At 46.3% G+C, this 12672-nt stretch carries 9 protein-coding genes; 4 read left to right on the plus strand and 5 right to left on the minus strand.

Annotation, left to right across the window (positions count from 1 at the left end):
* Positions 1-18 precede the first annotated feature (18 nt).
* Positions 19-228: a TM2 domain-containing protein gene (locus V1499_RS20275; RefSeq protein ID WP_409272071.1), complete on the plus strand. Its 210-nt coding sequence runs from the start codon at positions 19-21 to the stop codon at positions 226-228.
* Between the two features lie 76 nt (positions 229-304).
* Here V1499_RS20275 and V1499_RS20280 read toward each other — a convergent pair whose 3' ends face one another.
* The 4 genes from V1499_RS20280 to V1499_RS20295 all read right to left on the minus strand — a co-directional run bounded on the left by V1499_RS20280 (position 305) and on the right by V1499_RS20295 (position 7214).
* Positions 305-1462 (minus strand): cation:proton antiporter, encoded by a 1158-nt coding sequence (locus tag V1499_RS20280; RefSeq protein ID WP_409272073.1) that lies wholly within the window; start codon positions 1460-1462, stop codon positions 305-307.
* Between the two features lie 254 nt (positions 1463-1716).
* Positions 1717-4791: an efflux RND transporter permease subunit gene (locus tag V1499_RS20285; RefSeq protein WP_409272075.1), complete on the minus strand. Its 3075-nt coding sequence runs from the start codon at positions 4789-4791 to the stop codon at positions 1717-1719.
* Between the two features lie 195 nt (positions 4792-4986).
* Entirely contained in the window at positions 4987-5910 is a 924-nt protein-coding gene (locus V1499_RS20290; protein ID WP_409272077.1) for a response regulator, read from the minus strand.
* Positions 5911-5915: 5 nt separating this feature from the next.
* Entirely contained in the window at positions 5916-7214 is a 1299-nt protein-coding gene (locus V1499_RS20295) for an ATP-binding protein (protein ID WP_409272079.1), read from the minus strand.
* Positions 7215-7546: 332 nt separating this feature from the next.
* Here V1499_RS20295 and V1499_RS20300 point away from each other — a divergent pair, with 332 nt between their 5' ends.
* The 3 genes from V1499_RS20300 to V1499_RS20310 all read left to right on the plus strand — a co-directional run bounded on the left by V1499_RS20300 (position 7547) and on the right by V1499_RS20310 (position 10778).
* Positions 7547-8860 carry an anaerobic C4-dicarboxylate transporter family protein gene (locus V1499_RS20300; protein ID WP_409272081.1) on the plus strand — a complete coding sequence of 438 codons (1314 nt, stop codon included), beginning with the start codon at positions 7547-7549 and terminating at the stop codon, positions 8858-8860.
* A 240-nt stretch (positions 8861-9100) separates the two neighbouring features.
* Positions 9101-10558 (plus strand): aspartate ammonia-lyase, encoded by a 1458-nt coding sequence (gene aspA / locus V1499_RS20305; protein WP_409272083.1) that lies wholly within the window; start codon positions 9101-9103, stop codon positions 10556-10558.
* Positions 10559-10562: 4 nt separating this feature from the next.
* On the plus strand, positions 10563-10778 hold the full coding sequence (locus tag V1499_RS20310; RefSeq protein WP_409272085.1) for a hypothetical protein: 216 nt from the start codon (positions 10563-10565) through the stop codon (positions 10776-10778).
* A gap of 95 nt (positions 10779-10873) precedes the next feature.
* Here V1499_RS20310 and V1499_RS20315 read toward each other — a convergent pair whose 3' ends face one another.
* Positions 10874-12421, minus strand: a complete 1548-nt coding sequence (locus tag V1499_RS20315) for a YndJ family protein (RefSeq protein ID WP_409272086.1) — start codon at positions 12419-12421, stop codon at positions 10874-10876.
* Positions 12422-12672: the final 251 nt, after the last annotated feature.

Consider the following 12672-nt stretch of genomic DNA (forward strand, 5'->3'; position numbering starts at 1 on the left):
AAATGGGGGGAATTGACGATGAATCAACGGAGAACTATCGCGCTTTTGCTTTGCTTCTTTCTAGGAGGACTTGGCGCCCACCGGTTCTATGTCGGTAAAATAGGTACTGGAATCCTGCAATTAGTGACATTCGGCGGCTTTGGGATCTGGGTATTGATTGACCTGATTTTGATTTTGATCGGCAGCTTCAAGGACAAAGATGGCATCCCGATTACAGAAGAAGTTTAATAGTGAAGAGGCCTGCCAGCTTAAAGCCGGCAGGCGTTTTTTTAAAAGGCTCTAGTATGGCCGCTTCTGTGTTTTTCTAGTTTTGCTGGACTGGTTCGACACTCTTGGATCCGCGGTTGAAGAATACTTTCATCATCGGCGGAGTTACGATTGTTGTTATGAGGATGACGACAACAAGAACAGCAAACAAGTCTTGTGTCAGCATTTTTGACTCAAGCCCGATCGCAGCGAGAATCAATGCGACTTCACCCCGGGAAACCATTGCCGAACCTATGCCCATTGCACTGTTCCAGCCAAAACCTGATAGTTTTGCGCCAAGTGCTGCCCCGGCCAATTTCGTTAAAATTGCCAGGACAGTCAGGATTACGATAAGGTTCAGGTTATCCGCAATGCCGTTGAATTGTGCCGAGATGCCGATCGAGGTGAAAAACACTGGTACAAAGATGGAATAACTGATCGTTTCGACTTTTTCGAATACCTCTTCCTTAAATTTCGTTACACTGATGGCAACACCCGCGATATAGGCCCCGATAATGGCGGCAACCCCTGTATATTCCGCAAAGTATGCAAATACAAAACAAATGATCAATGCCGATGAAATGACTGTTTCCGTCACCTTTAGCCGCCCGAATTTCTCAAGGAACCATGGGACTGCCTTCCATCCGACGAGGATTGCGCCGGCAAAGAAAGCGATTTTCTTGAGGATGACTGCGATTAAGTTTACATCCCCGCCCGCAAAGCTCATAAGGAAAGCGAGCGCGATAATCACGACGACGTCATCAATGACGGCCGCCCCCATGATTGCCGTCCCTTCACGGGATTGAAGCTGGTTCAGCTCCTTCAACGCCTGGACTGAGATGCTTACGCTCGTTGCAGATAGCAACAGGCCAAGAAACCAGGATTCGATTGTTGAAAGGCCGAACATGCCCCCGACGAAATAGCCCCCGACAAGCGGCATAATGATTCCGCCAAGCCCGACAAAGGAAGCTGCTTTGCCGGATTGCTTGAAATCATCAATATCCGTTTCCAGTCCCGCGATAAACATAAGCAGGATTACACCGATTTGGCTTAATTGGGCAAGCGTTACCGTTTCATTTACAAGGCCAAGGACGGATGGGCCAAGGATGATGCCAATCAGCAGCTTCCCGAGTACCGATGGCTGCCCAAGCCGGACGCTGATGCTGCCGGCCACTTTTGAAGCAATCAAGATAATTGCGAGTTGAAGTATTAACACTCTTTCCCACCCTTTCAATTTTTTTAAAAAAATACAAAAAGAGCCTGCCACCAAAGGGCAGACTCCTCCCCTTGGTGACAGGCTCCTCCAAGAAACGTGTATTTTTTTATTCTTTACCTTTATATCATACTTCATAAACAAATTCACGGATTTTACTCTTGTTATTTTTTACTATTCTGATTTTTGTTGATTTTCGCTTCGGGCACACGCTTTCCGAGAGGGCCTTATTAAAACCCAATGTTTCCCTATGAAAATCAAACCGGTTTTGTTGTGATGATGACGCCCTTTAATGGCTTATCATTGGCATCCTTTTCGCCTTCAAGAGCCGATTCCGCCGCCTTCTTCCTCGGATTGAAAAGGCTATACATGACCGGCACAATGAATAGCGTCAGGAGGGTGGAAGTCGCAAGACCGCCGATGACCACGACTGCCATCGAAGAAGAGACGATACCGGCATGGCTGGATACTGCCATTGGAATCAGGGCGCCAACTGTGGCAATTGCAGTCATCAGGATTGGTCTGATCCGGATAACCCCCGCCTCAATCAATGCTTCTCTGACCACAAGCCCTTGTTTTTCGAATTGCTTCACTTTATCGACGAGAACGATTGCATTCGTGACGACAATTCCATTCAGCATCAGGAGCCCAATCAGCGCCGGCATCCCAATCGGTTCGTTGACGATGTATAGGCCTAGGAGCGCGCCAATCAGCGAGAATGGAATCGAGAACAAGATGACAAACGGCGCTTTCCCTTCCCCAAACGCGATGACCATCACAAGGTAAACAAGCAGGATGCTGACGGCGATGGCAATCGCCATATTTTTAAAGCCTTCCTCCATTGCAGCCGACGCGCCTTCCTTATAGTAATTGACGCTTTTCGGCAAATCGAGGCCTGCTATCGCTTTGTCGGCCTTTTTCGCGACATCGCCGGTTTTGCTCTCGGTAATTTGTCCAAAAACCATTACGTATTCATTCTGGTTCAGGTGGGTAATGACAGTCCGGTTTTTCCCGCGTTTCAGTGTTCCAATGTCCTTCAGTTTCACTGGCATGCCCATCATGTTTGTTATTTGCTGCTCTCCAAGCTCATCAAGCGAGGCAATCGAATCCATTCTCAGGCCAAGCTTCACATCTGTTTTGTTTTCCTCAACGGACATAGTTGTGACTACGTCTCCATTAATCAGCTCGCGGAGGCTTTTCCCAACCATTGCAGGCATCAACCCGTTTTCCGCAAGCTTCTGCTCGTTTAAATCAATCTGGATTTCAGGCTCATCCCCTTCAAGCGAGGACTGGACATCCGCCATGCCATCGATCCCTTTTAGCTCGTTCACGATGTTTTTGCTTGCGGACTTGATATCTTCAAAATCCGAACCGTTCACGACAAGGACATATTGGGACTGCGCTCCTCCGGCAAAATCTCCGACTCCTGTAACAGAAATCTCCTTCGCAACATTCAGCTTTCCAAACTGACCGCGCAAATCTTTTATGAACCCATCAGCATCCTGGACGGAATCCTTTATCTCGAAGCTGATTGAAGCACTTCCGAACTGGCCATTCACGCTCGTGCTGACAAGTTTGACTTCTTCTTTTTCCAATAAAATATCTTCGACGACACTGGCAGCTTCGCTCGTTTTTTCAGGCGATGTGCCTTTGTCCATCGTCATTCTTACGTCATAATTGCTAACCCGTTCCTGCGGCAAAAACGTCGTGCCGAGTTTCGGGGCAATGAGAGCGACCGTTCCGGCAAGCAGTATAATGGATACTCCAAGAGTCAAAGCGCGGCGGCTCAATACCCATATTAACGATGTACGGTAGCCTTTTTGAATGATTCCTTCTTTATGCGCCTTTGGTGATAGGTTAAGAAGGAACAATTTTGACATTAGAGGGACAACTGTAACCGCGACAAGAAGCGAGAACAGAAGGGAAATTACAATTGTCCAGGCAAGCGGCGCGAAGAATTTCCCGATGATTCCAGGTACGAATGCCATTGGCAAAAATACCGCCACGGTTGTGATCGTTGAAGAGGTGATGGCGGACGCCACTTCCCTTGTGGCTTCTTCGACAAGCTTTTCGTCGCGCTCTTTCGCGGCGCGGACCCTTCTGAATACATTTTCAATGACAACAATCGAATCATCGACGACCCGGCCGACGGCAACGGCAATTCCTGCTAGCGTCATAATGTTAAGTGTATAGCCAAGCATGTTCAAAACAGTAAATGATGCGAAAATCGACAGCGGAATCGAAATGATGGCAATAAGAGTCGATCTCATATTCCGTAGAAATAGGAAGGTTACGATGACAGCCATCAAAGAGCCTAGCAACGCTTCACGGAGCATGGCATATACAGAATCCTTGATTTCAATCGACTGGTCCCTCAGGACTTCAATGTTCACGCCGGTTGGAAGCTCTGCTTTTTTGATTTCTTCCTTCGCCTTATCAACGATTGATACTACATTGGCTCCGCCTTGGGCAATGATTCCGATTCGGACGCCTTCCTTCCCGTTGATGCGTGTAAAGTCGCTCTTATTTTCACTTTCAAATGTAATATCGGAAATATCCTTAAGTTTAATCTGTTCAATCGATTGCGCTCCCCGCGCAAACAAGGTGACTCCCTTTACGTCTTCAAGAGACTGCAGTTCCTTGCCGACCCGGACCGGCAGCGTTTGGCCTGAAAGCTTTACATCTCCGGTCGGGATAGTCATATTGTTTGCGGCAATCGCTGCTTTTACTTGGTCTAGCGTAATGCCGCGTTTATTCATTTCTTCCGGAATCAGGCGTATATTCACGGTTTTTTCCGCAATGCCGCCTACATCCACCTTGCTTACTCCTTCAATCATATCAAGCCTTGGGACAAGTTTCTCTTTTACAAACTTCTGGACTTCTGCGCCACTTTTCCCAGCATAAGCGCCAATTGTATAGACGGCTGGGTCAGGATCGGGCCCTTGCAAAATGTATTCCGGGTTTTTCGCGTTTTCCGGGAGGGCAATTTTACCAACAGCAGCTTTAGCCATCTGTTCGGCATCATCCATATCGATGGACATATCGAATTCCATTGTTGCATAGATGGCATTGGCAACCCCATCGGTATACACATTCTTGACGCCTTCAATATTCATCAGCTCCCGTTCAACCGGTTCGCCAATTTCCTTCATTGCCTGTTCTGGCGAGGCTCCCGGATACGGAATGGCGACCGTCAAATACGGAATGTCGACATTCGGGTACTTTTCGATATTTATTTCTTTTAGGGAAAAGATTCCCCCAGCTAGAATCAGCGCCATCATTAAAAACAGCGCAACCCCGTTTTTCATACTAAATTGAATCACTTTTTTCATGTTTTGATTCTCCCATCCTTTTATTGTCCAGAGGAAACCCTTGGAACATCGTCCTCTTTATGGTAATTAAATTACCTTTATAACGTATGAAGCTGTGGATTGATTTTTTCCTAAGACTTCAGACCGAGGTAGAATGGGACGATTGGGTAAGCAAAAAGACCCCGCCTCCCTCCGTTTCCGGGGAAGGCAGAGCCTTTAGTTCATTTTTTCAAGCGCTTCGTTGTACAGGACTTGCACAAACTTTTTGATATTGATTCTTGTGTTTGAATACGTTCCAGGCGTCTTGTTCTCAAGTTCAAGCATTCTGATCCGTACATTCGTGTAATCGAAAAGTGTTGTCGCATACTTCTCGAACTTTGGATTGCTATAATCGGTCAGCCCAAGTGAAGCAATATGGTCAAGCGCCTGGTGGATTGCCCTCCTTACCCTTTGCTCACTAGCCCTGGCTTCTTTCCCCAGTTCTTCCGCCGATGCATGGCTCCCCAGCCTTTTGGCCATTACCTGGGTAAACAACTCTTTAAGCGGAGGCATTTCCTGGTTCCCTTCCGTCTCAAAGGTATAAAGGATACTTACCATATCAAGCAAGTCCTTCCCGCCGCTTTCACTATAAATTCCAAGATCAAGCAAAACATTTTTGCCGGCAGCGACGATTGAATCCGAGGCACTTTTTTCATTGTGCAAGGGGATGGCCCCATCTTTTGGCATGCCCAGGAAACTCAACGACTCATGTATATTTTTCAATGATTTCTCGAGCAGGAGGTTGCCACTGACCTTTTTTAAAACATGGACGACCTCCAGCTGGTTAATTGGTTTCGTTATATAATGGTCAATCCCAAGGGAATATGCCTCACCAATCAGATCTTTCGCCTCCACCTGGGAAATCATGACGATTTTCCCCGCGAACGAGGCGGATAGTTCCCTGACCGTTTCAATCCCATCACGATTGGGCATTAGGAGATCAACTAAGAGAATGTCGATTTTTTTCCTGGCCAGAATATCGGCGTACACTTCCGAACCATCTTCCGCTTCTCCTGCCACTTCTCCCAAATTATGGTCTTCAATTATGTTTGCCAGCATGGCACGGATATAGGCAGAATCATCCACTATGAAAAATCTCAACACGCTCATCCCCTTTGTGTCAGTACCTTTACTGGCAGGCTGATTTGGAAACTTGTTTCATATTCGTCGTTGTCGATTCCATCCACGCTGATTTTACCGCCCATGTTTTCAACCGTATCCTTAACAAAAGCCAAGCCGATTCCATTGGAGGCCAATCCCGATTCGTTGAACTTTGTCGTAAAGCCGGGCTCAAAAATTAATTTCCTGGATTTTTCGGGTATACCGGGACCTGTATCGCGGACCTCGATAAACAGCTGCCCATCGGCTTTTTTAACGCCGATAAGAATCTTCCCTGTTGACTGAATGGCTTCAACGGCATTGGAAACGAGGTTGTTCAATAAGGAAAGAATGATTACAGCATGGTATTCAGGATGGCTGCCTTCCGTTTTCACCTTATATTGGATTGTTTTCCCCAACGATTCCCCATACCGTCTATTGGCGGTAATCGATACATTCAGGATTTCCCCAATGTCCACGAAATCCTTAAGGTTTTCATGATCCATTAACCTGGTTAATCCTGCATAAATGCGCTGGCTGTCCTTTTTGATTTCATGCATCCTGCCTGCTATGCCAAGAGCCCTTCCGGCAGCGGATTCCTGGCTTGCTTCTTTCAGGGACCGATACAATGCGTAGCACTCGGTTGTTAACTGTTCGGCATTTTTCATCGATTTATTCAGCTGAATCCTTTCAACAAACAGGGTGGACACCATCATGAGAATTTCCTCACTTCGTTTCCGCTGTTGTTCTTCGGATAGCCTTGCCTCCCTGATAATGAAAATATTGTAAAACCCAAGTACAAAAAAGCTCCTTATGAAAGCTATGACAACAATGATCATAAATGATTTGACTGTAAGAGGGGTGTGGCTGAAAAAAGATCTGAAAAACAGCTCAGCCAAGGTGGAGATTATTTCTGCCCCAACTCCAAAAAGTCCAATGTATATGGGATTATCATGATTTTTTTTAACTTGGAAAATATGAAAAAGAATAGCGAATGCCAAATAGTAGAAGAAAACCGGGAAATGCAGTTTTAGTGCCCCTTCGAGCAGGAAATTGCCGGGTTCCAACGTTTCCAGTCCTATTCTGAAGGCAACAACGGATATCCCGGTTACCAATCCGGCTGGTATGGGCCGTGATTGCCGGAACCACAAAAGAATGAAGAAAAATGAAGGTGTTCCGAGGCTTACTCGCAAATCCCCGAGGAAAGGGAAAAATTTTAGTTCACCGGCGATTGGGACGACGGCGGCCATCAGTATGTAAATCAACAATTTGTCCTTTGTTTTCCCCATCATTCCAGCCCTTTTCATCTATGTAATCCTATCTGAATTTCATTTAACCATTCTATTACAAGAAAAGTATGGCAATTGTATTAACTTATTCCTTACATCTGTCGTTTTCTGTAGTTTTCTGTAGTCTTTGGTTTATGTTCAACCTGTGGGTATTAGGCATTTTATACTTATTTATACTTCTTCTTTCCCACAAGATATCGCTTTCATTATACATCTTAATTTAAATGTGAAAAACCACACATAAAGGAGGGCCACTTTAAGATACCAGTGGTTTAGGCCACAAACCAAACTTTCAGAGCTATCGATTAGACAATGTTTATAACTATTTTGTTGTAAGGAGGGAATTTTTCATGTTCTGGATTGAATTTTTAGTTGTCCTAGCCTGTATTTTTATCGGTGCAAGGCTAGGCGGGGTTGGACTCGGGGTTATGGGCGGAGTCGGCCTGGCAATCCTTGTATTTGGTTTCGGCCTCCAGCCTACATCCGCGCCGATAGATGTCATGCTGATGATCCTTGCAGTTATCACCGCCGCCGGAGCACTTCAGGCTGCGGGAGGAATGGAATACCTTGTTTATTTGGCTGAAAAGGCATTACGGAAAAATCCGAAACAAATTACCTTTATCGCTCCAATCGTAACATACATTTTTACCCTTTGTGCCGGAACAGGGCACGTGGCATATTCCGTACTTCCTGTCATAGCCGAGGTTTCGCGTGAATCTGGCATCCGTCCCGAACGGCCGATGTCCATCGCCGTCATTGCCTCCCAGCAGGCTATTACAGCAAGCCCTATTTCCGCAGCCACTGTGGCCCTGCTTGCGCTTTTGGCTGATTTTAAAATTCAATTGCTTGATATCTTAATGATCTGTATTCCGTCCACTTTCATTGCCTGTATGATTGCTGCGTTCATCGCAAGCAAAACGGGCAAAGAGCTTCCAAATGACCCGGAATATTTAAGGCGCCTCGAAGCCGGTCTTGCTCCAATTAAAAAGGACAAGAAAGCATTTGTCCCGACAAAAGGAGCAAAACTTTCCGTCGCCCTGTTCCTAATGGCAGCCATTTCGGTTGTTCTTCTCGGATCATTCGAGGAGCTTCGGCCAGGCTGGGACATTGAAGGCGTGTTCACACGAATGGGAATGCCGGCCTCCATTGAAATTGTCATGATGACCGCGGCCGCTCTGATTCTAATTTTATGCAAACCGAAAGTTGATGATATCGTTTCCGGAAGTGTGTTTAAAGCGGGAGCCGCAGCCGTAGTGGCGATTTTCGGAATCGCCTGGATGGGGGATACTTTCTTCCAAGGTAATATGGCAATGATCTCTAGTTCAATTTCTGATTTGGTGACAGCCGCTCCATGGCTGTTCGCAATCGCACTTTTCGCATTGTCCATCCTGCTTTACAGCCAGGCGGCCACGGTTCGGACCCTTATGCCGCTTGGGATAACTTTAGGCATAAATCCAGCCTTGCTGATCGCGATGTTCCCTGCTGTCAACGGATACTTCTTCATCCCGAACTATCCTACAGTCGTTGCTGCAATCAACTTTGACAGGACGGGTACAACCCGGATTGGCAAATACGTCCTGAACCACAGTTTTATGGTTCCAGGCTTGGTGGCAACCATTTTAGCAGTTGGGATTGGAATATTGCTAAGTACAATTTTGCTATAGCAACAAAATGCGTAAGCGCCTTGGTCAGCCCCGACCAGCATAAGACGGGGCCCGCAGGACGGGCCTGCCCTCCGGAGGGAACCGGCTTATGACCTCGAGGGGCTAGGCGCTGGAGCTGGATTACAATAACTTATTTTTGATTTCTCAACTTTGTTCAATTTTATTAATTCCTCAAGAGAACAAAACAGCCGTCCTATTTGGGCGGCTGTGCATGTATTGAAAAATAGGAGATGAATAAAAATGGCAGACCTAATTGATTTTCGTATTGAGAAGGATTTTCTTGGTGAGAAGGCTGTTCCAAAGGATGCATACTACGGTGTTCAAACGCTCCGGGCAATTGAAAACTTCCCAATTACAGGTTACCGGATTGATGAAAAGCTGATCAATGCAATCGCCGTTGTCAAAAAAGCAGCTGCACTGGCAAATGCCGATATCGGCCAGCTTGATAGACAGATTGCACTAGCGATAGCAGACGCGGCGGATGAAATTCTTGCCGGCAGCCTTCATGAGGAATTCATCGTGGATCCAATCCAGGGAGGGGCAGGTACTTCCATCAATATGAATGCCAATGAAGTAATTGCCAACCGCGCCCTTGAACTGCTTGGCGAAGAGAAAGGCAATTATAAGATCATTAGCCCGAATACCCATGTTAATATGGCCCAATCGACTAATGACGCATTTCCGACCGCGATCCACCTATCGACACTAAGTGGACTGGAAGGCCTTTTAAAAGAAATGGACGACCTATACGATGAATTCATGAATAAGGCAAAGGAATTTGACGGGGTTATTAAAATGGGCCGCACCCATCTTCAAGATGCCGTTCCAATCCGCCTTGGCCAGGAATTCGAAGCGTATGCGCGGGTGCTGAAACGGGATATTAAGCGGATTAATGCAACGAGGGAACACCTTTACGAAGTAAACATGGGCGCGACTGCTGTCGGAACAGGATTGAATGCGGACCCGAGTTATATTGAAAAGGCTGTCAGCTATTTGGCGGAGTTCACTGGTTTCCCTCTTAAGGGGGCTGAAAACCTCGTTGATGGAACCCAAAATACCGATTGCTATATCGAGGTCTCAGGAGCTTTGAAGATTTGCATGCTCAATATGTCAAAGGTTGCCAATGATTTAAGGATGATGGCTTCAGGCCCTCGGTGCGGGCTTGGGGAAATCAACCTCCCTGCGCGCCAGCCAGGATCATCAATCATGCCGGGAAAAGTAAATCCTGTCATGGCCGAGGTCTTGAACCAAAGCGCATTCCAGGTAGCCGGAAACGATTTGACCATCAGCATGGCATCTGAAGCGGGCCAATTCGAACTAAATGTCATGGAACCTGTGATTATCTTCAACCTCCTTCAATCTATTAAAATTATGAAAAATGTTTTGGGCGTCTTCCGTGAATATTGCTTGAAAGGCATCACCGCCAACGAGGAAAGAATGGAAGACTATGTGAATAATAGTGTAGGCGTCATCACTGCCATCAACCCTCATATCGGCTATGAGGCGGCCGCTTCGATCGCTAGCGAAGCAATTTTAACGAACAGGCCGGTCAGGGAGATCGTTCTCGAAAGGAAGGCGCTGACAGAATCCGAGTTGAACACAATTCTAAACCCTTTTGAAATGACGCACCCAGGAATTGCAGGCAAAGAGCTTTTAAAAGCGAAAGCCGATACTTCCAAAGAGCCGGTACTGGTGTGAAACAATGGAAATCGGTGGCCTGTATGATGTAGCGAACGTAGCATTTTTACCGAAAGCCGCAGTCCATGTCAGGAACAGTCCAGGCCGGATCGTTCCTGGCTACCCATTCATTCGTCAATTACACTGCCAGGTAGGGCACATGCGCGTATCAAAACTGCTTGGGAAGCCTAACGTGGAGAGACAGATTGAAAGGTTTGGTTCTCGGTTAATGACAATGTAATCCTTAAATGGTAAAAGGACCTATTTTTCAGGTCCTTTTTCTCTTTCCTGGTGGATGTGTGGCTGCTTCTGACACGAAAATCCAGGATTTGCTTCTTACATGCTAATCAACGAATTTTCGGTTTTCCCCTTGATGGCGTATTCAAGTTCAAGAACCCTGACCCCGAATAAATAAGACACATGGTACGCCTTTATGCGGCCTTCCTCCTCCCAGACGTTGATTGTTTCATTGATTGGTATTCGGAAGCTCTTTTTAAAAAGAGTCAAGTAAACGCCGTTATGGTCATTCCTCCTCATATCAGATAGGGATGTAAGTGATACGCCGTCCTTCCCGTAATGGGAGATTCTAAGAATGCTTGTCATCCCGCCGAATGGAAGCGGAAAGAACACATTGTAAAACCTCTCCCCAACCCCATTTTTGTGGGTTGAATAAGCGGCCACATAGATTGCCTTCCCGCTTTTCCGGTCGCTTCTGATCCAGGCCCTGACATTATTACGGCTATCCTTTTCATCAGCCAGCTTCCACATCCCGCTTTCTATTTCCGTAAAGGCTTCATGCTTCAAGGTCGGGAAGTTCATTTGCTCCATTTGAATCGAAAGCTTTTTATACAAGAGGGCGGCAGGGTAAATGAACCATCTCCAGCGAGGCTGGACGTCCATGTCATACAAGACGGTATTTATGTAAAAATCAGCGATGCGGGGATTGATTTTACCAGGATTGAATGTTTCTCTTTTAAAATCGGCCGTTGAATCGATCATGCCTGCCGGATGCCTGTCTGTCTTGGCGACGAAACCGTTTCGGCTGAAAAAGTTTGTCCCAATCCTGCTTTGGCCAGCAATTGTCGAAAACGGGATGGCCATCAAAGGAAAATGGCTCTCCGGCTTCAACTGCCAAAAGCCAGCAAGTCCTAGCCCGGAAAACAATACCGCGTTAACGAACCCATGGAAAAAAACCATAAATGGAATGTCGACCAGCCTTAGGGCGTAAAGGACCGAAAGCAGCATCGTAAATACAATGACGGCAGATGAAGCCCACAGAAACGTGTTCCTGGTTTTAAAAGAGAACCAGCAATATGTATAGAAGGCAGCCAAAAAAAGCAGGACAGCCGCTATTTCGACGACATGGGAGTAAGTAATTCCAACCGCGACAAGCAAAGGAGAAACGATGAAAATCAGTGAGGCAGTACGGTAAAGCCTTGGAACAGGTCCATTCTCCTTCATCCACCGCCCGAGCAGCCCGGGAAATAACAGGCCGTACAGGCTGGAATAATGAAAATGAATCGCTGTCAAAAGGGCAAGCATTCCCGAAAAGCCGAACAGGCTCATTCCATTTTGATAGGCAGCGAACCAAACACCGCCAATTGGCAAATACATCATCGAAAAATCAATCAATGACTCTTCGATGTAAAATCCACCCCGTCCAAGAAACCGGAACGAACCATATACCCCAATTAGGACACAATAAAAGAGCCAGACAAATGAAAGGAGCGGCCAGAAAAAAGAGCCGACCGCAGCAACCGCAAACCACGGATGCAGCATTTTAAGCGTAATAAAGAACCGGTTCCGATCATTGATAAGCCTGAAATAGAACGGCAAATAAACGGCTATTGATAAACAAAGAATAAACTTTAAAAAGTCCAGCATAATCTAATTACTCCTTGCTCCCAGTGAGGATGTATTCTACTTATTATTTAATTCTCCAAACAATGGGCAACTCCTTTTACCCCATTCATAACGGACAGTTGGACCGTACGCTAAAATCGCCGCTGATGGAGTTCACCTAATTTTTGCATGGCCATCTTGAGTTTGGAAATAGTAAAAATATCCTATCGAAAAGCGGGAGACTGAAATGAACCTACATAGTGGAACCTGTTACTGGCTGGAAACCTTCCCCT

Source organism: Neobacillus oceani (genome assembly GCF_046237595.1).
Lineage (GTDB): Bacteria > Bacillota > Bacilli > Bacillales > Cytobacillaceae > Bacillus_D > Bacillus_D oceani.

Bases quoted from the DNA above. Each gene is read 5' to 3' on its own strand.
- V1499_RS20310 (WP_409272085.1), top strand. From the start codon at position 10,563: ATGGAAATCGGTGGCCTGTATGATGTAGCGAACGTAGCATTTTTACCG.
- aspA (WP_409272083.1), top strand. From the start codon at position 9,101: ATGGCAGACCTAATTGATTTTCGTATTGAGAAGGATTTTCTTGGTGAG.
- V1499_RS20295 (WP_409272079.1), bottom strand. From the start codon at position 7,214: ATGAAAAGGGCTGGAATGATGGGGAAAACAAAGGACAAATTGTTGATT.
- V1499_RS20315 (WP_409272086.1), bottom strand. From the start codon at position 12,421: ATGCTGGACTTTTTAAAGTTTATTCTTTGTTTATCAATAGCCGTTTAT.
- V1499_RS20285 (WP_409272075.1), bottom strand. From the start codon at position 4,791: ATGAAAAAAGTGATTCAATTTAGTATGAAAAACGGGGTTGCGCTGTTT.
- V1499_RS20275 (WP_409272071.1), top strand. From the start codon at position 19: ATGAATCAACGGAGAACTATCGCGCTTTTGCTTTGCTTCTTTCTAGGA.
- V1499_RS20300 (WP_409272081.1), top strand. From the start codon at position 7,547: ATGTTCTGGATTGAATTTTTAGTTGTCCTAGCCTGTATTTTTATCGGT.